Origin of the sequence: Kineococcus terrestris (genome assembly GCF_041020755.1) — a bacterium.
Lineage (GTDB): Bacteria > Actinomycetota > Actinomycetes > Actinomycetales > Kineococcaceae > Kineococcus > Kineococcus terrestris.
The window spans coordinates 1-20,220 of sequence record NZ_JBEUEI010000050.1; the positions used below are offsets into that span (position 1 = coordinate 1).

General features: G+C 78.4%; 20 protein-coding genes and 1 other RNA gene. 2 read left to right on the top strand and 19 right to left on the bottom strand.

Translation table 11 applies throughout. The annotated features are described in order from the left end of the window. The first annotated feature begins 192 nt into the window (after window positions 1–192). Window positions 193–537, top strand: a complete 345-nt coding sequence (locus AB8M62_RS19020) for a hypothetical protein (protein ID WP_369056428.1) — start codon at window positions 193–195, stop codon at window positions 535–537. A gap of 14 nt (window positions 538–551) precedes the next feature. Here the strand turns inward: AB8M62_RS19020 and AB8M62_RS19025 are convergent, their stop codons facing one another. The 19 genes from AB8M62_RS19025 to AB8M62_RS19115 form a co-directional block, all read right to left on the bottom strand. Then, window positions 552–1,400 carry a GGDEF domain-containing protein gene (locus AB8M62_RS19025; protein ID WP_369056427.1) on the bottom strand — a complete coding sequence of 283 codons (849 nt, stop codon included), beginning with the start codon at window positions 1,398–1,400 and terminating at the stop codon, window positions 552–554. 212 nt (window positions 1,401–1,612) lie between these two features. After that, window positions 1,613–2,809: a DUF418 domain-containing protein gene (locus AB8M62_RS19030; protein WP_369056426.1), complete on the bottom strand. Its 1,197-nt coding sequence runs from the start codon at window positions 2,807–2,809 to the stop codon at window positions 1,613–1,615. Between the two features lie 130 nt (window positions 2,810–2,939). Then, window positions 2,940–3,305: a transfer-messenger RNA gene (ssrA, locus tag AB8M62_RS19035) on the bottom strand. Window positions 3,306–3,441: 136 nt separating this feature from the next. Next, the gene (locus tag AB8M62_RS19040) at window positions 3,442–4,365 is read right to left on the bottom strand and encodes an NADP-dependent oxidoreductase (protein WP_369056425.1); all 924 of its coding nucleotides are present in this window, start codon (window positions 4,363–4,365) and stop codon (window positions 3,442–3,444) included. A 74-nt stretch (window positions 4,366–4,439) separates the two neighbouring features. Then, a complete protein-coding gene (locus AB8M62_RS19045; RefSeq protein ID WP_369070545.1) occupies window positions 4,440–6,230 on the bottom strand; it encodes a DUF2207 family protein in 1,791 nt (596 codons plus the stop codon). A gap of 32 nt (window positions 6,231–6,262) precedes the next feature. Further along, window positions 6,263–6,733 (bottom strand): SsrA-binding protein SmpB, encoded by a 471-nt coding sequence (gene smpB / locus AB8M62_RS19050; protein ID WP_369056423.1) that lies wholly within the window; start codon window positions 6,731–6,733, stop codon window positions 6,263–6,265. 97 nt (window positions 6,734–6,830) lie between these two features. Continuing rightward, window positions 6,831–7,745 (bottom strand): permease-like cell division protein FtsX, encoded by a 915-nt coding sequence (ftsX, locus tag AB8M62_RS19055; RefSeq protein ID WP_369056422.1) that lies wholly within the window; start codon window positions 7,743–7,745, stop codon window positions 6,831–6,833. 18 nt (window positions 7,746–7,763) lie between these two features. After that, window positions 7,764–8,453: a cell division ATP-binding protein FtsE gene (ftsE, locus tag AB8M62_RS19060; protein ID WP_369056421.1), complete on the bottom strand. Its 690-nt coding sequence runs from the start codon at window positions 8,451–8,453 to the stop codon at window positions 7,764–7,766. Between the two features lie 145 nt (window positions 8,454–8,598). Further along, on the bottom strand, window positions 8,599–9,714 hold the full coding sequence (gene prfB, locus AB8M62_RS19065; RefSeq protein WP_369070546.1) for a peptide chain release factor 2: 1,116 nt from the start codon (window positions 9,712–9,714) through the stop codon (window positions 8,599–8,601). Between the two features lie 236 nt (window positions 9,715–9,950). Further along, the gene (locus AB8M62_RS19070) at window positions 9,951–10,640 is read right to left on the bottom strand and encodes an SDR family NAD(P)-dependent oxidoreductase (RefSeq protein WP_369070547.1); all 690 of its coding nucleotides are present in this window, start codon (window positions 10,638–10,640) and stop codon (window positions 9,951–9,953) included. A 130-nt stretch (window positions 10,641–10,770) separates the two neighbouring features. Beyond that, the gene (locus AB8M62_RS19075; protein WP_369056418.1) at window positions 10,771–11,901 is read right to left on the bottom strand and encodes a ScyD/ScyE family protein; all 1,131 of its coding nucleotides are present in this window, start codon (window positions 11,899–11,901) and stop codon (window positions 10,771–10,773) included. Window positions 11,902–12,043: 142 nt separating this feature from the next. Further along, window positions 12,044–12,598 (bottom strand): dihydrofolate reductase family protein, encoded by a 555-nt coding sequence (locus AB8M62_RS19080; RefSeq protein WP_369070548.1) that lies wholly within the window; start codon window positions 12,596–12,598, stop codon window positions 12,044–12,046. 88 nt (window positions 12,599–12,686) lie between these two features. Further along, window positions 12,687–13,142 (bottom strand): hypothetical protein, encoded by a 456-nt coding sequence (locus AB8M62_RS19085; RefSeq protein ID WP_369070549.1) that lies wholly within the window; start codon window positions 13,140–13,142, stop codon window positions 12,687–12,689. Beyond that, window positions 13,139–13,543 (bottom strand): pilus assembly protein, encoded by a 405-nt coding sequence (locus AB8M62_RS19090; RefSeq protein WP_369070550.1) that lies wholly within the window; start codon window positions 13,541–13,543, stop codon window positions 13,139–13,141. Before AB8M62_RS19090 ends, AB8M62_RS19085 begins: the two co-directional genes overlap by 4 nt. Before the next feature lie 37 nt (window positions 13,544–13,580). After that, the gene (locus AB8M62_RS19095; RefSeq protein WP_369070551.1) at window positions 13,581–13,937 is read right to left on the bottom strand and encodes a TadE/TadG family type IV pilus assembly protein; all 357 of its coding nucleotides are present in this window, start codon (window positions 13,935–13,937) and stop codon (window positions 13,581–13,583) included. A 35-nt stretch (window positions 13,938–13,972) separates the two neighbouring features. Next, on the bottom strand, window positions 13,973–14,173 hold the full coding sequence (locus AB8M62_RS19100) for a hypothetical protein (RefSeq protein ID WP_373695010.1): 201 nt from the start codon (window positions 14,171–14,173) through the stop codon (window positions 13,973–13,975). 82 nt (window positions 14,174–14,255) lie between these two features. Continuing rightward, window positions 14,256–15,155, bottom strand: coding sequence for a type II secretion system F family protein (locus tag AB8M62_RS19105; protein WP_369070552.1), 900 nt, complete (start codon window positions 15,153–15,155; stop codon window positions 14,256–14,258). Further along, entirely contained in the window at window positions 15,152–16,042 is an 891-nt protein-coding gene (locus tag AB8M62_RS19110; RefSeq protein ID WP_369070553.1) for a type II secretion system F family protein, read from the bottom strand. Before AB8M62_RS19110 ends, AB8M62_RS19105 begins: the two co-directional genes overlap by 4 nt. Next, window positions 16,039–17,301 carry a TadA family conjugal transfer-associated ATPase gene (locus AB8M62_RS19115; protein WP_369070554.1) on the bottom strand — a complete coding sequence of 421 codons (1,263 nt, stop codon included), beginning with the start codon at window positions 17,299–17,301 and terminating at the stop codon, window positions 16,039–16,041. The genes AB8M62_RS19110 and AB8M62_RS19115 overlap by 4 nt, the downstream gene beginning before the upstream one ends. Window positions 17,302–17,480: 179 nt before the next feature. On the opposite strand from AB8M62_RS19115, the gene AB8M62_RS19120 reads away from it, so the two are divergent. Next, on the top strand, window positions 17,481–20,220 hold a 2,740-nt coding region (locus AB8M62_RS19120; protein WP_369070555.1), incomplete at its 3' end, for an FtsK/SpoIIIE domain-containing protein.

The window sequence follows — 20,220 nt, forward strand, 5'->3', positions numbered from 1 at the left end:
CCGCCCACCGCCCACCCCCCCGCCAGCCGCCCCACGACCCCCACCCCCCCCCCCACCCCCACCCCCCCCCCCCCCCCCCCCCCCCCCCCCCCCCCCCCCCCCCCCCCCCCCCCCCCCCCCCCCCCCCCCCCCCCCCCACGACGGAGCCGCCGGACCGTGGCGGAACGACAATCGTTCTCATATCGTACGGGGATGGACACCCCCGCGCCGCACTGGCTGCTCGTCCCGCCCGCCGAGGTCGGCATCCTCGAGCGGCTGCGCCCCGCCGTCCGCGCCACCCGCAGCGGCGTCCTCGTGCGCCTCGACACCGCACCGCCCGTGCCCGGCGCGCAGCTGGGCGTCGCCGCCCCCGGCCCGGGGCGGCCGCTGGGCGAGGACCTGCAGTGGTTCGGCGGCGGGCTGACCGCCGTCGAGGTCGGCGAGCTCGTCGCCGCGGTCCGCCGCGGCGACGTGGGTGCCGCCCGGCGCGCCCTGGCCCACCGCCGGCTGGGCGCGCCCGCGGGCGACGGCGCGCGCAGCGCCCGCCGCACCGGCTGAGCCGCCCGCCCGGGTCAGCCGCGCGCGGCGCGCTTCTGCTCGTACATCAGGCCGTCGGCGTCGGCGAGGACCTCGGCCGTGCTGCGCTCCAGGTCGTCGACGACCAGGCCGACGCTGCACCGGGCCGTCACCGTGCCCGAGGGCACCTGCACGCTGACCGCCGCCGTCGACTCGCGCAGCCGCGCGGCCAGCGCCCGGGGGTCCGCCCCGGCGCCCCCGTCCACCAGGACGACGAACTCGTCCCCGCCGAAGCGGGCGACCGTGTCGACCTCGCGCGAGGCGGCGCGCAGCCGCTGCGCCACCTCGGCCAGCAGCGCGTCCCCGGCCACGTGGCCGTGCTCGTCGTTGACGCGCTTGAGCTCGTCGACGTCGCAGAAGACGACCACGGGGGGCGCCTCGCCGCGACGGGCCCGCGAGCGCGCCAGCCGCCAGCGGTCCTCCAGCAGGGCCCGGTTCGGCAGGCCCGTCAGGTCGTCGTGGGTGGCGCGGTGCGCCAGGTCGCGCTGGCGCACGACGTGACGGGTGACGTCCCAGCAGGACAGTCCCAGCGCGGGGCGGCCGTGGTAGCCGATGGTCGCGGCGACGACCTCGACCGTGACGACGTCGCCGTCCCCGCGCAGCAGCCGCCACTCCTGCACGGCGCCGTCCTCGGCGGCCGGCACGTCACCGGCGAGCAGCGCGCCGGCCAGGTGCCGGTCCTCGGGGTGCACGAGGTCGACCGCCGGCCCGCCCGCGCCCGCCGGGTCCGGCAGCGCCAGCAGGCGCCCGGCCGCCGCGTTCGCCCAGACGACCGCGCCGTCCTGCACCACCAGCGTCGCCAGCGGCGAGTCCTCCACGAGGCGCCGGAAGTCGGCGTCCTGCACGTGAGCCCCCCTCGTCCGCGGGCGCCGGCCGGCACCCGGACGCCGACGCTACGTGCCGTCCAGGGGGCGCGCCGACCACCGCGCCGGGTTCTGCCGCATCGGCGGACACGCTGCGACGCAGCGTGTTCCCGTCACTGCGGTGCGCTCGCCCGGGGGCGACCCTGCGTGGCGGCGGAGCGGACGCAGCGTCAGGAGCCGCGTCGGGAGGGGCGTCAGGAGCCGCGGCCGTAGGTCAGGCGGCGCAGCCACGTCTCGGCCGGCCCGCGGCGCCCGGCGGCCTCCAGCGCGACGGCCCCGGCGACCAGCAGCAGCCAGGTGCCCACGGCCAGCAGCGCCGCCTGCGCGACCCCGAGGATGGCGCCCAGGCCGCCGGCCCAAGCCGTCAGGAGCCCGGCGAAGACGACGGAGTGGGCCAGGTAGCCGGTCAGCGAGCGCCGGCCCAGCGCCGTCAGCCAGCGCACCGGCGCCGGGGAGGCTCCGCGCGCCGACAGCGACGCCGCGACGAGGGCGGCCAGGCACGCGTAGCCGAGCCCGCCGGCGAAGCCGGTGGCCGAGTGCAGCGCCCCGGCGGCCACCGCCTGCCCGAGCGTCGGCTCGAACACCCCGGCGGCGGCCAGGCCCAGCGGCAGTCCGCCCAGGGCGGCCACCAGGAGGCCGCCGGCGGCCAGCCGGGCCAGCAGGGGGCGGTGGCGCACGGGGTCGTCCAGCCAGCCGCGTCGGCCGACCAGGACGCCGAGGGCGACCATGCCGCCGACGACGGGCACCTGCACGAGGACGCCGACGGCCAGCCACTCCCCCGCGCGGAACAGCGCGGCGGTCAGGACCGACTCCTCGGCGGTCGAGGGCAGCAGGCTCGTGGCGCCCTCGGGCATCGGCAGGCCCTCGCCCAGCCCGGCGAGGGCCGCCAGGACGAGGCCGGCCGCGGCCAGCGCGCGCAGCGCCCGCCGTCCCGCGCCCACGACCAGCGGGGCCAGCAGGAGGAGCAGGACGCCGTAGGCGGCGGCGATGTCGCCGGAGAACAGCAGGACGCCGTGCAGGCCGCCGACGAGCAGCAGGGCCAGCCCGCGCCGGCGCAGCAGCCGGCGCACGTCGGGCGCGGGCACCCCGCGCCGCAGGCGCCGGACGGCGAGCTGGTGGGCGCCGAAGCCGACGAGCAGGCCGAACATCGGGAAGGCGCGGCCGTCCACGAGGGACAGCTGCACGGCGGTGACGACGCGGTCGGGCAGCGTCATGAGGTCCGCGGCCGGGTAGGCGCGGATCCCCTGCTGGCGCGCGTGCAGGTACACGTGCACGTTCGCCAGGCAGATGAGCAGCAGCAGCGCACCGCGGGCGAGGTCCGGGGCGAGCGCCCGGTCCGCCAGCGGCGTACCGCGCAGCGGTGGAGCCGAGGGGGCGGAGGACGTGGTCATGCGGGCGACGCTAGGACCGCCACCGGGCCGGGCGGGTCCACCGCTCGGCGGACCGCGCGTCCACCGCGCGGGCGGGGGCGGACGCGCGAGAGCCCCGTCGCGGCGGCTGCCGCGGCGGGGCTCTCGGGAACGGTGGAGATGGCGGGAATCGAACCCGCGTCCGTCGGCGTGGTACCAGGGCTTCTCCGGGTGCATCCTGTCCAGCGGTCTGCTCGGCCCCGGTGCTCACACAGGCGTGTCACCGCCGGGCCCAGCCGCGTTGGATGTTCCCCCCGCGTACGCGACCTCCGCGGGGGGTGAGCTCCCTAGTCGATGCCAGGACCCGGGGCGGGAGCTCACCCGGGCTGACAGAGTCGCACTCGCTCAGGCGGCGAGGGCGAACTCGGTGCGCTTGGAATCGGCACCTATTGGTTTGCACGGAGCGTTGACGAGATGACCGTGCATCCTCGACCCGCTTCCCCTGGCTCGACGACCGACGTCGAAACCTGTCATCCCCTTGTTGAGTTGTCCCCGCGCCCCCGGACGGACCGGCGGTGCGGGAGGACCAGCGTACGGCACAACGGCGGCGGGCGCCCGGCTGTTCCCGCCCGGGCGCCCGGCCGTCCCGCGGGCACCGGTGGGCACCCGTGGGCTCAGACGGTGACGACGACCTTGCCGCGCACGTGCCCCTCCCGGCTGAGCCGCCAGGCGTCCGCCGCCCGCTCCAGCGGGAACGTCGCGGCGACGTCCACGCGCAGCGTCCCCGCGTCGACCATCCCCGCCAGCTCGGCCAGCTGCGCGGCGTCGGGGCGCACGAACACGTACCGGCCGCCGACCTCCGCCACGGCCGCCGGGTCGATGACCGACACGATCCGCCCGGGCCGGTCCACCAGCTGCGCGGAGACGGCGACGGCCTCCCCGCCCACGAGGTCCAGGGCCGCGTCGACGCCCCCGGGTGCCAGCGCGCGCACGCGCTCGGCCAGGCCCTCGCCGTAGACCACCGGCTCGGCGCCCAGGGAGCGCAGGTGCTCGTGGTTGCGCTCGCTCGCGGTCCCGACGACGCGCGCCCCGCGGGCCACCGCGATCTGCACGGCCATCTGCCCCACCCCGCCCGCGGCCGCGTGCACGAGCACGACGTCCCCGGCGCCGACCTCCGCGCGCTCCAGGCACTGCAGGGCCGTCAGCCCCGCCAGCGGCAGGCCCGCGGCCTCGGCGAAGCCCACCGAGGACGGCTTGCGGGCCACCGAGCGCACCGGGGCGGGCACCAGCTCCGCGTACGTCCCCCACTGCACGTCGTCGCGGCGGGCGTAGGCGACCACCTCGTCGCCGGGGGCCCACTCGGGCACGGCCGGGCCCACCCGCTCCACGACGCCCGCGACGTCCCAGCCGGGCACCAGCGGGAAGCGCGTCGGGAACATCGACGCCAGCGCGCCCGTGGCGACCAGGTGGTCGACGGGGTTGACGCCGGCCGCGCGCACCCTGATCAGGACGGTGTCGGGCGCGACGGGCGGGTCGTCGACGTCGGTGACGGTGAGGACCTCCGGGCCGCCGAAGGCGGTGATGGCTGCTGCTCGCACGCGCCCGACGCTAGGCGCGCCCGCTCCCGCCCGCACCGCGGGCGGGAGCCGTCAGCGGCACGCGGGCCGGGGGCTCACCAGGAGCCGCCGCCCCCGCCGCCCGCGCCTCCGCCGACCCGCACGGCGCTGCTCGAGGACGAGGACGTCGACGGCGGCGGCGCGGCCAGCGCGCCGGTGGCGTCGCTGGAGAAGCCGCCCAGCAGGCCGCCGTAGACGGAGGCCGTCCACCCCGGCTGGCCGGGCGCGGAGAACCCCGGGGCCGGGGCGCCGGGCGCGCGGAACCAGGCGGGGGCGGGCACGGGCCGCTGCGCCGCGTCGAGGGAGCGCGCCCCCTCCTCCCAGCGGTCGGCGGCCTCCAGCGCCAGGGCGTGCGGCAGGTGGCGGGCGAAGCGGGCCGGGTCGGCACCGGGGCCCTCGCCCGCGCGGGCCAGGTCGTCGGCGAAGGCGCGGGCGGCGTCGCGCGCGGCCCGGCCGTCGGGGGTCAGCGCCGACAGGCCCGCCGTGGCCAGGAGGGCGAGGAGCCCGACGGCGGCGACGGCCACCCCCGCCAGCGCCCACGAGCCCGTCAGCGCCAGCGCGACGGTGAGGGCCAGGCCGCCCAGCAGCAGCCCCAGCGACCACCCCGCCCACCGGGCCGCCAGCCGCGCCGGGCGCGCGGTGAACCAGCCGCGGGCCACGACGTCCTCGTCGAGGGCCTGCTGGGTCAGCTGCACCCCCGCGCGCCCGTCGGTGCGCAGCGCGGACAGGGACGTCTCCGGCCCGCTCCGGAACAGCGTGCGCAGGAGGCGGTCCTCCGCGGGCGTGGTGCGCTCGCCGGGCGCCAGGTCGCTGCCCGTGCGGCGCAACCGCCAGTCGCCCTCGTCCCCCTCGTCCCCCTCGCCGTCCGGGTCGACCCGCTCCACCTCCAGGTGCCCGCGCTGGGCGAGGTCGAGCAGGGTGGCGGTGACGTCCAGCGGGCGGGCGCCGCCGTGGACCAGGGCACCCAGCACGCCGGGCGGGACGCCGGCCACGGAGGCGCCGGTGCCCAGGACCGCCGCCGGCTCGCGGTGCCGGCGGCGCAGCGCGAGGACCCCGGCGGTCCCGGCGGCCAGCACCGCGGCGCTCCCGCCGAGGGTGCCCGCGTCGGCGGTGAAGGCGCGCGCGGGGCTGAAGGTGTCCACCAGGACGGGCGGGGCGGCGTCCAGCGCGCCCGCCGGCAGGTCGGCGGCGACCGTGACGCCCTGCTCCGGGCCCAGCCCGGAGGCGGTGAAGGCGGCGGTCGCGGCGGGGGCGGCCGGGCCGCTCACCTCGCACGGTGTCGCGTCGCCCTCCCCGCCGGCGGCGCAGCGCACGGCGGTCATCGCGACGGGGGCGCTCAGCGCGACCTCGACGGCGTCCACGGGCACCGGCCACCCGGTGCCCAGCGCGTCCCACACCAGCCGCTGGCCCGCCTCGCCGCGGTCGTCGACGACGGCGTCCACCCGGTAGTCCAGGACCCACGTCTGCTGCCCGGTGACGTCCTCGCGGTCGGGGTCGCCGATCCGCAGCTCCAGCTGCCCGCCGTCGGTCTCCTGCTGCACCTGCGTCGGCGCGCCCGTGGGGCTGGAGACGGTGACGCCGGAGACGGGCCAGCGCCGGTCGCGGGTCTGCTCGTGCGGGCCGCGCACGGGGATCGTGCGCAGCAGCCCGTGCCGCTGCGCGTCGCCGAAGTCGTAGGCGATGGTCTCGCGCACCCGCAGGCCGCCGTCGTCGGTGACGGTCAGCTCGGCGCGGTAGGAGCGCACGCGCTCGCCGTCGGCGGGCTCCTCGGCGGCCGCGGCACCGGCCAGGGGCCCGAGCAGGGCGAGGACGGCGACGGCCGGGCCGGCCGCCCAGCGCCCCACCACGCCCGCCCCCCGGGGTCCCGTCAGCGGCCCGGTCAGCGGTTCTGCCGCAGCGACATGGCGCGCTCGGCCTCGCGGCGGTCCTGCCGCTCGCGCAGCGCGTGGCGCTTGTCGTACTCCTTCTTGCCCTTGACCAGCGCGATCTCGACCTTGACGCGCCCGCCCTCGAAGTACAGCTGCAGCGGCACGATGCTCATGCCGCTCTCGCGGACCTTGCCCGCCCACTTGTCGATCTCCGCGCGGTGCAGCAGCAGCTTGCGCTTGCGCCGCGGGGTGTGGTTGGTCCAAGTGCCCTGCACGTACTCGGGGATGTGGACGTGCTCCAGCCACACCTCGCCGCCGTCGATCTGGGCGAAGCCGTCCACGAGGGAGGCGCGGCCCATCCGCAGCGCCTTGACCTCGGTGCCCATGAGGGAGATGCCCGCCTCGTAGGTGTCCAGGACGTGGTAGTCGTGGCGGGCCTTGCGGTTGCTGGCGATGACCTTGCGGCCTTCCTCGCGCGGCACGGCCTGCCTCCTCCTCCGGTCCGCCGCGGGGCGGACGTGACTGGTGTCGTGGCTGGTGCCGCCGGGCACCGGTCGGTGCGCGGCGGGCCCGGCGAGTCTAGACCCGCAGGTGCCGGCGCAGGCTGACGAGCGAGGCCAGCACGGCCAGGAGCACGCCGACGGCGAACATCGCCGGCATCGTCGGCCACAGCACCTCCGGCACGGCGACCAGCCGGGTGGTGAAGTCCGGGCGGGCCTGCACCTCGCCCAGGCCGAACTCGACCAGCGCCCACAGCGCCCCGGAGGCCAGCGCGGCCCCCAGCACCGTGGCGATGATCCCCTCCAGCACGAACGGCAGCAGGATCAGCCAGCGCGAGGCGCCGACCAGCCGCATGATCCCCACCTCGCGGCGGCGGCTGAACGCGGCCAGCCGGATCGTCGTGGACACCAGCAGCACGGCGCACACGAGCATCAGCGCGGCCAGCACGAGCGCCACCAGCGTCGCCCCGTCCAGCGCGGAGAACAGCGGTCCCAGGATGGCGCGCTGGTCGGGCACGTCCTCCACGCCCGGGTAGCCGACGAACGCCTGGCGGACCTCGTCGTAGCGGTCGGGCTCGACCAGGCGCACGCGGAAGGACTCCGGCAGCTGGTCGGGGGTGACGTTCTCCGCCAGCGTCGGGTCGACCTGCTCGACGAAGTTGTCGTAGGCCTGCGCCTGCGACTCGTAGAAGACCTCGTCGACCAGGGGCGCCAGCGAGCCGGTGGTCAGCTCGGCGCGCACGGCGTCGCGCTGGGCGGCCGTCACCGCCCCCGCGGGGCAGTTGGCCGGCAGGCTCTCCGGCCCGCACAGGAAGATCGAGACCTGGACGCGGTCGTACCACTGCCCCTTGAGGATGTCGACCTGCTGCTGCACGAGCAGGCCGGCCCCCAGGAAGAACAGCGAGACCATCGTCACCAGGACGACGGACAGGGCCATCGAGACGTTGCGGCGCAGGCCGACGACCATCTCGCGCAGGACGAAGCCGAGTCGCACGGGTTCCCCTCCCCCGCCTCAGCCGGCCGAGCCGTAGACGCCGCGGTCCTCGTCGCGCACGACGCGGCCGTCGCGCAGCTCGACGACGCGCTTGCGCATCTGGTCGACGATGTCGTCGTCGTGCGTGGCCATGACGATGGTGGTGCCCGTCCGGTTGATGCGGTCCAGCAGCTTCATGATCCCGACGCTGGTGGTCGGGTCGAGGTTCCCCGTCGGCTCGTCGGCCAGCAGGATCGAGGGGCGGTTGACGAAGGCGCGCGCGATGGCGACGCGCTGCTGCTCCCCGCCCGACAGCTCGTGCGGGCGCCGCTTCTCCTTGCCCTCCAGCCCGACCAGCGCCAGGACCTCGGGCACGGTGTGCGCCACGACGTGCCGGGGCCGGCCGATGACCTGCATGGCGAAGGCGACGTTCTCGAAGACGGTCTTGTCGGTCAGCAGCCGGAAGTCCTGGAAGACGACGCCCATCTGCCGGCGCAGGTGCGGCACGCGCCAGCTGCGCAGCCGGCCCACGTCGCGGCCGGCGACCTGCACGGTGCCGGAGCTGGCGCGCTCCTCCTTGAGCACGAGCCGCAGGAACGTCGACTTGCCGGAGCCGGAGGGCCCCACCAGGAAGACGAACTCGCCCTTGTCGACCTGGAGGGTCACCTCGGCGAGCGCGGGGCGGTGCCCCTCGCCGTAGACCTTGCTGACGTGCTCGAAGGTGATCACTCGGTGGGGGCCGGTCTCGGGGACGGGGTCGGGTCGTGCTCCGGCCGCCGACCACTCTACGCACCGGTGACGCGCAGCGACCGCGGCCCGCCGGACGGGTGACCCGGGCCCGGCGGGCGCGAGCGCCGGGCCCCCCGCCGGGGCCTCAGGCCTCGACGCGCTCGGCGGTGCGGCGCCAGCGGATGCCGGACTCCAGGAAGTCGTCGATCTCCCCGTCGAAGACGGCGTCGGCGTTGCCGACCTCGTGGTTGGTGCGCAGGTCCTTGACCATCCGGTACGGCTGCAGGACGTAGGAGCGCATCTGGTTGCCCCACGAGCCGGAGTCGTCGCCCTTGAGGGCGTCCAGCTCGGCCTGGCGGTCCTTGCGGGCCTTCTCCAGCAGCTTGGCCTGCAGGACGCGCATGGCGGCGGCCTTGTTCTGCAGCTGCGACTTCTCGTTCTGGCAGGTGACGACGATGCCGGTGGGCACGTGCGTCAGGCGCACCGCGGAGTCGGTGGTGTTGACCGACTGCCCGCCGGGGCCGGAGGAGCGGTAGACGTCCACGCGCACGTCGTTCTCGGGGACCTCGATGTGGTCGGTCTCGGCCACCACGGGCAGGACCTCCACGCCCGCGAAGGACGTCTGGCGCCGGCCCTGGTTGTCGAACGGCGAGATGCGCACGAGGCGGTGGGTGCCCTGCTCGACGCTGAGGGTGCCGTAGGCGTAGGGGGCGGCGACCTTGAAGGTCGCGGACTTGATGCCGGCCTCCTCGGCGTAGGAGGTGTCGTAGACCTCCGTCTTGTAGCCCTTGCGCTCGGCCCAGCGCAGGTACATGCGCATGAGCATCTCGGCGAAGTCCGCGGCGTCGACGCCGCCGGCCTCGGAGCGGATCGTCACCAGCGCCTCGCGGGCGTCGTACTCGCCGGCGAGCAGGGTGCGCACCTCCAGCTCCTGCAGCGCCTTGCGGACGGACGCCAGCTCGCTCTCGGCCTCGGCCAGGGAGTCGGCGTCGTCCTCGGACTCGGCCAGCTCGACGAGGACCTCCAGGTCGTCGATGCGCGAGCCCATCCGCTCGATCCGGTCCAGCTCGGCCTGCACGGTGGACAGGCGGCTGGTCACGCCCTGGGCGCGCTCGGGGTCGTCCCACAGGTCCGGCGCGGCGGCCTGCTCGTTGAGGGCGGCCAGCTCCGAGCGCACCGCGTCGAGGTCCGACACCTCGCGGATCGAGGCGTACGTCTGGCGGAGGGCGGAGATCTCGGCGGGGAAGTCGGTGGCGGCCACGGCGCTCCACTGTACGGGGGGGGGGGGGGGGGGGGGGGGGGGGGGGGGGGGGGGGGGGGGGGGGGGGGGGGGGGGGGGGGGGGGGGGGGGGGTGGGGTGGCGCCGGCGGCGCGGGGGGCTGGCTCGGCCCGCCCGCCGCCCCCCCCCCCCCCCCCCCCCCCCCCCCCCCCCCCCCCCCCCCCCCCCCCCCCCCCCCCCCCCCCCCCCCCCCCCCCCCCGGAGCTGAGGGGCGGGGCTCAGGAGAACGCGGACGCGGGCAGGTCCCGCTCCTCGCCGGCCAGGGCGCGCAGGACGCGGTCGGCGACGGCGGCCGGGTCCAGGCCGGTGGGCAGCTTCGGCGCGCTGCCGGCCACGGGGCGCCCGGCCAGGCCGGTCTCGGTGTGCGGGGGCCGCACGTCCAGCACGCGCACGCCCTCGCGGCGCAGCTCCTTGGCCAGGGCGGCGTCGAAGGCGGTCAGCGCGGCCTTGGACGCGGAGTAGGCGGCCATCCCGGCGACCGGCTGCTCGGCGACGACGGCCGAGAGCAGGACGGCGCTGGCACCGGGCCGCTCGGCGGCGGCGGCGCGCAGGTGCGGCACCGCGGCGCGCAGCAGGCGCACGGGGCCGAGGGTGTTGGCCAGGAACAGCTCGTCGAGCAGGTCGTCGTCGGCGGCGGCGGCGGGGCCGAAGGCGACCACGCCGGCGGCGTGCACGAGGACGTCCAGGCGCCCCAGGTGCGCGACGGCCTCCTCCACGAGCCGCTCCGGCTCGCCGGGCAGGCGCAGGTCCGCGGTCACGGCGTGCCCGGGCAGGTCGCCCAGGCGGCCGTCGTCGCGGCCGGAGACGACGAGGCGGGCGCCGGCGTCGGCCAGCCCGCGCGCGAGGTGGCCGCCGAGCACGCCGCTGGCGCCGGTCACGAGGACGGCGGCGCCGTCGAGGTCGGTCACCCGCCCAGGGTGCTGGCCCGGCGGGCGGCGCGCACGCCGGGGCCCCGGGCCGGGGACGTGGTCCGGCCGGGCGCTCCCCCACGCCCGGCCGGACCCCTCACCGCACCAGCCCGGCACCCGGGCGGAGCGGTCACTCCACGGCGGTGAAAGCCGAGGAGTCGACGCGGACGAGCTGACCCAGACCGGTCTGCCCGGTGAACAGGCCCATCACGCTCCACGCGGTGGCGTACAGGGCCCCGTCGGCCCAGCGGAGGCTGAGCGGCTGCGCGACCTGCGCGGTCGAACGGCTCCCGTCCGGGGCGACCCGCACGACCTGGCCGACGGTCCCGAGGTCGAAGTCGGGCGGGACCTCCTCCCCCTCCGGCGCGCCCTCGAGCAGCTCCGCGACGTACACGGTGCCGTCGTCGGCGACGGCGACACCGGTCGGTCCGCTGAACCCGCCGATCGTGTCGCGCACCTCACCGCTGACGGCGTCGAGGACGACGACGAGCCCCTCGCCCGGCGCGCCCGCGGCCTCCAGCGCCACGTACAGCGCGCCGTCCGGTCCGTGGGCGAGGCCGGTCGGTACGGGGTCGCAGCCGAGGAGGTCCGGCTCGTTGTTCTCGATCTCCGCGCAGATCCCGGAGGTGATGAGCGGCGGGGCGTACAGCGTGGAGACGGTGCCGTCCTCCTCGACGGCCAGGACGGAGTTGCCGCCGCCGTCGGCGACGTAGGCGAAGGCCTGGTCACCGCCCTCGCCGGCCAGCACGGAGAAGGGGTTGCTGAGGGTGTCGACGGGCACCCCGTCCTCGCCGAACTGCAGCTGCCCGTCGGGGTTCTCGGCCAGCTCGTACTCCTCGAAGTTCGCCAACGCGCGGAACGGGCCGCCGCGCTGGGAGCTGTAGAGGGTGGTCAGGCCCTCGGGCGGGGGCCCGCCGCCGTCCTCCGGCGGGCCCCCGCCCCCGGTCAGGACGAGCAGCTGCGCACCGCTGCGGTCGACGCTCGACAGGGAGTTGAAACCCGCGAGGCGCACGCTGGGCCCGTTCCCGCCGGGGATGATCCCGCTGACCTCGCCGCTGCCGTTCTCGGCGACGTAGAAGCGGCCCTTGGCGTAGGTCAGGCCCCACGGGTCGTCGAGCCCCTCGGCGATCACCTCGACGGGTTCGCGCGCCGGGCCGGAGGCGTGGGCGGGTGCCGCCAGGCCCACGAGGACCAGGGTGGCGGCGGAGAGGGTGGAGAGGACGGCCGGAGCCGTGGCGCGTCGTGCCCTGAGTTCTCGCATGTGATCCTCCAGGGGGTGCCGGAGCCGCCGTCGGCCCCGTGGCGCGCCGGAGGTTACTCCGGACGGGTGACGGCCACCAGGGTCCCCGAGCGGGGGACAGTCGGTAAGGGGTTTCCCGTTCTCCGGGCCGCCGTCCACCCGCTCAGCGCGCGCGGTAGCGCAGGTGCACCAGCCCGTTGCCGAACGCGCGGTGCTCCACGAGGTCCAGGTCCAGGCGCACCCCGTCGGGGAAGAACCGCGTGCCGCCGCCGACCGCGCTCGTGGTGACGAACAGGTGGTACTCGTCCACCAGGCCCGCCCGCACGGCGTGCGCCGCCAGCGTCGGGCCGTCGACGGTGAGGTCGTGCGGGGACTCCTCCTTCAGCCGGCGCACCGCGTCCTCCTCGAAGCGGCGCTCGATCCGCGTGCGCGCGCTGGAGACCCGCTCCAGCGTCGAGGAGAACACCACCTTCTCGGCGGCCTGCCAGTCCCGGGCGTACCGCACGACGTGCGGCGGGGCGTCCGGCAGCGCGTGCGCCGTCTCCCAGAACACCATCGTCTCGTACATCCGCCGCCCGTACAGGTACGTGCCGACACCGCGGAAGAGGTCGCCGACGTACGTGTGCACCTCCTCGTCCTCCGCCCCGGCGCCCAGGCCGCCCTCGGCCACCGCGATGCCGTCCAGGGACACGACCATCCCGTACACGAGCTTCCCCACGGGTCCACCTCCTCGCGCGGGAGCCGGGCGCTCCCGCAGGTGGTGACCCGCCCCGCACCCGGGACTCACCGGTCCCCGCGCGCGGACCTCAGCGCAGGACGGCGACCGCGGTGCTGCTGACCCGCACGGGCACCCCGTCCGCGAACGGCGCGGGCGCCAGGTGCGCGAACGGCGGTTCGACCACCGCGGTCAGCACCACCCGCGCGCTCGTCCCGTCCGGGCTGCCCGTGGCCGGGTCCACCGCCAGCGCCGGCAGGTCCGCGCCCGCCCGCGACAGGTACGCCTCGACGTCGGCGCGCACGGAGGCGTCCGTCAGCGGCACGGCCACCGGACCCACCCCCTCGGTGTAGTAGCGCCGCTCGTCCACGGCGTCGGCCGCCGAGGCCGCGGCCGCGTCGGCCACCGCCCACAACCGCTTGCGCTGCAGGTGGACCGCCGTGCTGGAGGCCACCAGCAGCACCAGCGCGCACGCCACCAGCGCGAACGCCAACGACAGCAGCGCGATCCGCCCCTCGTCCCGCGGCGCGCCCGTCCGCGGGTTCACGGCACGACCTGCGCGAACCGGTCCGCCACGGCCACCCGGCGCACCTGCACCCGCACGTGCGAGGGCACCCGGTCGGCGACGAACCCCGGCACCAGCGGCAGGTCCACGTCCACCGCCACCGTCGCCGCCACCAGCGCGTCCGGCGTGCGGCACGGCGAGGCCGCGCACTCCACCGCCAGCGACCGCCCGTCCGCGCGGAAACCCTGGTCGCCCAGCGCCAGCTCGACGGACCGGCCGGCCAGCGCGCCCGCGGTCGCGTCCCCGGGCACGGTCGCCAGCACGCGCGAGGCCTCCCGCGCCCCGGCCTCCGCCGCGAACGTCGCCGCCTGCACCCGGCCCAGGAACAGCACCAGGTACGCCAGCGGCACCAGCAGCAGCACCCCCACCGCGAGGAACTCCACGGCCGCGCTGCCCCCGTCCCGCCCCCTGGTGGAACCCTCAACCACGGGGGACCTCGCGCAGCGCGTGACCGGACACGTCCAGGGCGCGCGCCGGGCCGAGCGTGCCCAGCACCGGCAGCGGGGCGCGCACCCGCACCCGCACGACCTCCTCGCCGTCCACCACGACGGTCGCCGCGCTGACGTCGCCGGCGTACCGCGGCGACAGCGACGCCGCGAGCAGGTCGCGGGTGCGCTGCGCCCCCGCGGCCGGGGCGCTGCCGGCCAGGGCGCCGAACCGCGCGCCCTCCCCCGCCGCGTCCACGGCCAGCGCCCGCACGTGCACCGCGAGACCCACCTGCAGCACGGCCGCGAACAGCAGCGCCAGCACGCCGGCGACGGCCGCGAACTCCGCCACGGCAGAACCCTCGTCCCGGACCGGCGCGCCCGCGGTCACAGCCGTCCGACGACGGTGTCCATCGCCTGCGTGAACACCTGCTCCAGGCGCGGCGCGGCCACCGCCCACAGCGCCACGACCAGACCGGCGGTCATCAGCGTCACCAGCACCCAGCCGGGCACGTCGCCGCGCTCGCGGTCGTCGGCGGGCGCACCGGCCCCGAAGGCGGTGAGCAGCAGCAGGAGTCGGTCGAGCACGGGTCCTCCGAGGTTTCGTCAGGGGGTTTCGTCAGGGAGTTTCGTCGGGCGGGTCGTCGGGAGTTCCCGTCAGCGGGTCCGGTCACGGCCCGACGCGCAGGACGGCCAGTCCGGGGAACAGGGCGAACACCACGACGGTCGGCAGCACGAGGAACACCACCGGCACGAGCATCTGCACCTCCTTGCGCCCGCCCGCCTCCAGCAGGCGGCGCCGCTCGGCGTCGCGGGCGTCGGCGGCCTGGGCGCGCAGCACCCCGGCCAGCGGGCCGCCGCGCTCGGCGGCCGCGGCCACCGCGTCCACCAGGCGCACGAGGGGTTCCACGCCCAGCCGCGACGCGGTGTCCTGCAGCGCGTTCACGAGCGGGGTGCCGGTGCCCGCGCGGGCCAGGGCGTGCCGCAGGTCCGCGCACAACGCGCCGGACCCGGCCGCCACCCGCGCCACGGCACCCAGCAGGTTCTCCCCCGCGCCCACGGACAGGGCCAGCAGCTCGGCGACGACGGGCAATTCCTCGACGACCGCCGCGCGCCGGCGCTGCACGGCCGCCAGCAGCCAGCGGTCGCGGGCCAGCGCCCCGGCCAGGGTCGCCGAGACGACCAGCCCCGCCGCGGCCACGAGCGACCCGCCGCCCGCGACCAGCAGCCAGGCGCCCACCGCGCCGGCACCGGCGCCGGCCAGCGCCCACAGCACCTGGGCGGCGCGGTGCGCCGAGACGTCGGCGTCGGGGTCGAGCACCCGCAGCCGGGCGCGGACCACCGCCGTCGAGCCCAGCAGCTCGCCGAGCAGCGCGGCCGCCCGCGCCAGGAGCGCGCCGGTGGCACCGGTCGCCGCGGAACCCCGCGAGGACCGCGGCAGGTAGGGGCCGACGCGCGCGGCCAGGGACGGAGAGCGGCGCAGCGGCAGGTGCGCGGCCACGAGCAGGACGCCGCACGCCGCCGCGGCCCCGAGCGCACCCCCGGTCGCGTCCCACAGCGGCGCGCTCACAGCGCCTCCGGGACGCTCGCGGCGACCAGCACGCGCCGCGGGGCCGGCAGCCGGCCCAGCCGCAGCATCAGCCGGTACGCCAGCGCGCTGACGAGGGCGCCGGCGACGAGGACGGCCGTGCCGGCGGGCGTGGCGTAGGCGTCCAGCGCGCCGGGGCGGCCGGCCAGCAGCGCCAGCACCGCCCACGGCGCGGCCACCGCCAGCCGGGCCGCGCTGACCGTCCACGACTGCCGGGCGCGCAGCTCCCCGCGGGTGCGCAGGTCGTCGCGCAGGTGCGCCGACAGGGTCCGCAGCGTCGCGCCCAGGTCGCTGCCGCCGACCTGCCGCGTCATCCGCAGCGCGGCGGCCACCCGGTCGAACACCGGGTCGGCCAGCTCGTCCACGAGGCGCGCCAGCTCCGGCTCGAAGGCGCCGCTGGCCCGGTGCGCGGCGGCGAACCGCGCGAACACCGGGCGCAGCGCGACCGGCCCGCGCACCGCCAGCGCGCACACCGCGTCCGGCAGGGACGTCCCGGCGCGCACGGCGGCGGCCAGGTGGTCCACCGCGTCGGGCCACAGCTCCGCCCGGTCCGCGCGCCGGGTGCGCGCCCGCGCCCGCAGCAGCGCCGCGGGCGCCCACCCGGCGGCCAGCGCGGCCCCCAGCGCGAGGACGGGCACGCCGGTCGTCCCGGCGACGAGGAGACCGGCGAGCGCGGCGGCGCCCGCGGACACCAGCGGCAGCGCCGCGGCCGGCGCGGGGACGGCCGCCGCCGCCAGCAGGTCGCGGCACGCGCCCAGCGGCGAGCGCCGCGCGCGCCGTCCCGGAGTGCGGGGCGGCCGCGGCCAGCACGACCACCACGCGCAGAACAGTCCGGCGCCCAGCAGGGCACCGGCCAGGGCGCCGCTCACCCCGCCACCCCCGCGGGGGTGCGCGCGTCCCCGAGCAGGGCGGTGAGGTCGTGCCCGTGGCGGGCGAACCGCTCGCGGTGCGGCGGCCAGCCCCCGGCGCGCAGCAGCCGCTGCTCGCCGCCGCTCTCGCGCGCGAACACCGGTGCGGTCTCCACGACCCCGCCCTCCACGCGGCCGGTGACGGCCAGGACCTCCACGACGCGGCGCGCGCCGCCCGGGCCCAGCTCCGCGTGCACGACGAGGTCGATCGAGGACGCGACGGCCGGCACGACGAACGCGCTGGTGACGTTCTCCCCCGCCAGCAGCGGCAGCACGCACACCTTCGCCACGGCGTCGGCGGCGGAGTTCGCGTGGACCGTGGCCATGCCGGGCAGGCCCGAGTTCAACGCGATGAGCAGGTCCAGGCTCTCCGCCTGCCGCACCTCCCCGACGACGAGGCGGTCCGGGCGCATCCGCAGCGCCTCCTTGACCAGGCGCCGCAGCGGCACCTCCCCCAGGCCCTCCAGGTTCGGCGGTCGGCACTGCATCGCCACCACGTCCCGGGCGGCGACGTCGAGCTCGAACACCTCCTCGCAGGTGACGATCCGCTGCTGGGCCGGGACCGCGCTCAGCAGGCAGTTCAGGAGCGTCGTCTTCCCCGCTTGGGTCCCTCCGCTGACGAGGACGTTCAGGCCGCTGGCGACGGCCGCGGCCAGGAACCTCGCCGCCCGCGGCGTCAGCGACCCCAGCTCGACGAGGTCGTCCAGGCGGCGGGCGCGGGCGACGAACCGGCGCACGTTGACGGCCCAGTGCTCGCGGGTGACGTCGGGCACGACCACGTGCAGGCGCGAGCCGTCGGGCAGCGCGGCGTCCACGAACGGGCTGGACAGGTCCACCCGCCGGCCGGTGGAGGCCAGCATCCGCTCGACGAGGTCGGCGACGGTGTCGGCGTCCAGGATCGTCGTCGTCAGTTCGGGGACCCCGCGGCGGGCGACGAACACCTTGCCCGGCTCGTTGATCCAGATCTCCTCGACCTCGGGGTCGTCGAAGTACCGCTGCAAGGGGCCGTACCCGGTGACGGCCGCGACGACCTCGCGGCGCACGGCGTCGTGGTCGCCGACCGGGGGCAGGGAACCGTCCAGGGAGCGCAGGTCGTAGTCGAGGACGGCGCGCTCGACGAGGGCGCGCACCTCGGCGTCCACGCCGCGCACGTGCCCGGCCGCGATGCGCCGGCGCAGCTCCGAGCGCACGGCCTCCTCCACGTGGCGCACCGCGTCCACCCCGCACCCCCTCGCCGCAGCCCCGTGCCGACTCCTGCCCCGCCACGGACTCCCGCGGCGCGCCGCACCGTAGGCGCGCGCACGTCGTGGGCGTTCGGGTGATGTGGACAACGCCCGCGCGCGCCGGGCTGTGGACGAGGGGGCCGGGCGCGGGGTGGCCGGCGGCAGGATCGCCCGCCGTGCAGCTGGAGGTGACCGTCGTGACCGCGGACGGGGAGGTCGACCTGGAGGTCACCGCCCCGCCCGGTACGACGTTCGGCGAGGCCGCCGGCGCCCTGGAGGCGGCCGCAGGGCCGTGGGCGGCCCGGCCGCGCGCGGACGGCACCGCCGTGGACGACGGCGTCCCGCTGGGCTCGCCGCCGCTGCTGCGCGGTGCGGTGCTCGACACCCGCCCGCCGGCGCCCGCCGCCGGGACGCGGCCGGTGGTGGCGCGCGTGCACGTCGCCGGCGGACCCGACGCCGGGCACGTCCTCGAGCTGCCGCCGGGCCGGTGGCTGGTGGGGCGCTCGCCGTCCGCGGCCGGGACGGCCGAGGCGCCGGTGACCGGTCCCGTGGACGGGGCGGTGGCGCTGGCCGACCCGGACCTGTCCCGCGCGCACGCGGTGCTGGAGGTGGCGGCCGACGGCGCGGTGGCGGTGCGCGACACCGGATCCCGCGCCGGCACGCGGCTCCTGGAGGGCGAGGCCGCGCGGACGGCGCTGGGGGCCACGGTGCTGCGCACCGATCCCGAGGCGGTGGTGCCGGCGCACGTGCGCCCCGACGGGGACGGCCACCTGCTGCTGGGCCGCAGCCCGCGCCTGGCCGCCGAGGGGGCGTCGCCGCTGCGCCTGACCTGGCCGCGGGAGGAGCCGGCGCCGGCGCCCGCGCCCTTCCCGTGGCTGCCCGTCGCGGTCCCCTTCGCCGTCTCGGTCCTGCTGGCGCTGCTGTGGACGCCGCTGTCGCTGCTGCTGGGGCTCGCGGGGCCGGTCCTCGTGGGCGGGCAGTGGTGGGCGGAGCGGCGGCGGGCCGCGGCCGCCGCGGCCCACCGGCGGGCGGAGGTGCTGGCCCGCCGCGCCGACGCGCTCGAGCGCGCCCGCGCCGCCCTGCGCGACGAGCACGACGCCCGCCACCGCGCGGCTCCTGACCCGGCGGCGCTGCTCGCGCAGGTGACCGGGCGCGGCACGCGGGTGTGGGAGCGCGCGGCCGGTGACGGCGACGCGCTGCACCTGCGCCTGGGGCTCGGGGACGCCGCGCCGGTGTCCGTCGCGCTCGCCCGGGACGGCGCGGGCCCAGCGGGCCCGGAGCAGGACCCGCCGCAGGACGTGGCGGTGCTGGCGGACGTCCCCGTGCTCGTCGACCTGCCCGGCGCCGGGGTGCTGGGGGTCGCCGGCCCGCGCCCGGCCGTCCTGGCCTCCGCGCGCTGGCTGCTCGCGCAGGTGGCCGCCTGGCACGCGCCCGGCGACGTCCGCGTGGCGCTCGCGCACCCCGCGTCGCCGGAGGCCGCGCGCGAGTGGGCGTGGGTGCGCCGGCTGCCGCACGCGCGGGGCGTCGGGACGGCCGACGAGGTGCTGGACGAGGTGGCGGAGACGGTCCGCGCCCGCGCGGCAGCCCCCACCGGGACCTCGCCGGGCGGGGCGCGCCCCGGCCCGCTGCTGGTCCTGCTGCTCGACGGGACCACCGGCGCGGCGGGCGACGGGCCGGACGACGGGCCGGACGACGGGCCGGTGCCGCTGCGCGAGGACCCGCGGGTCGCGGCGGTCCTGCGCGACGGTCCCCGGGCCGGTGCGCTGGTGGTGCACCTGGCCGCCGACCGGGCGGGGCTGCCCGCCGAGTGCACCGCCGTGCTCCTGCACGGGACGGACCCCGGCGAGGACGGGGCGCGCGCCGCCCTCCACGACGCGTCCGGCGCCCGCCCGGTGCGCGCTGACGGGGTGGGCGCCGCGTGGGCGCTGCGGGTGGCGCGCGCCCTGGCGCCGCTGCGGGAGGCGGGCGCCGCGGCCGGCGCCGGTGCCGTCCCGGACACCTGCACGCTGCTGGAGCTGCTGCCGGGTGAGCCGACGGGCGCCGGGTGGGACGCGGCCGCGCTGGCGGCCCGGTGGGCGCGCGGCGGGACGGCGGCGCGGGCCGTCCTCGGGGCGGGCGCCGGGGGTCCCGTCGTGGTGGACCTGGCCGTGGACGGCCCGCACGCGCTGGTGGCGGGCACGACGGGGTCCGGGAAGTCGGTGCTGCTGCGCGCGCTGGTCGCCTCGCTGGCCGCGCAGGCCCCGCCGGAGGCCGTGCAGCTGGTGCTCGTGGACTACAAGGGCGGCGCGGCGTTCGGCGCGCTGGCGGGCCTGCCGCACGTGGCCGGGGTCGTCACCGACCTCGACGACCAGCTGGCCGACCGCGTCCTGCGCAGCCTGGGCGCGGAGCTGCGCCGCCGCGAGCGCCTGCTGCGCGCCGCCGGCGCCGCCGCGCTGGACGACCTGCCCGCCGGGGCCGCGGTCGCGGCGGGCCTGCCGCGGCTGGTCGTCGTGGTCGACGAGTTCCGGGTGCTGACCCAGGAGGTGCCGGAGCTGGTCGACGGCCTCGTGCGGCTGGCGGCGGTGGGCCGCTCGCTGGGCGTGCACCTGGTGCTGGCCACGCAGCGGCCGGCGGGGGCGGTCAGCCCGGAGGTGCGCGCCAACACCGACCTGCGCATCTGCCTGCGGGTGCAGGACCGCGCCGACGCGCAGGACGTCGTGGACGACCCGTCCCCGGCGGCGATCAGCGACCGGCGGCCGGGGCGCGGGGTGCTGCGCCGCGGCGGCGGCGCGCTGGAGGAGTTCCAGAGCGCCCTGGTCGGGGACCGCCCGCCGGTGCGGGAGCCGGCGGTGCGGCGGGCGGGGGGGGGGGGGGGCCCCCCCCCCCCCGCGCCGGCCGGCCTCCACCCCCGCCGCGGGCGCGGCGCCGGGCGGCGGG

What these genes read in the sequence shown, in the direction of transcription:
- AB8M62_RS19020 (WP_369056428.1), top strand. Translation starts at nt 193, where the DNA reads ATGGACACCCCCGCGCCGCACTGGCTGCTCGTCCCGCCCGCCGAGGTC.
- AB8M62_RS19030 (WP_369056426.1), bottom strand. Translation starts at nt 2,809, where the DNA reads ATGACCACGTCCTCCGCCCCCTCGGCTCCACCGCTGCGCGGTACGCCG.
- AB8M62_RS19075 (WP_369056418.1), bottom strand. Translation starts at nt 11,901, where the DNA reads ATGCGAGAACTCAGGGCACGACGCGCCACGGCTCCGGCCGTCCTCTCC.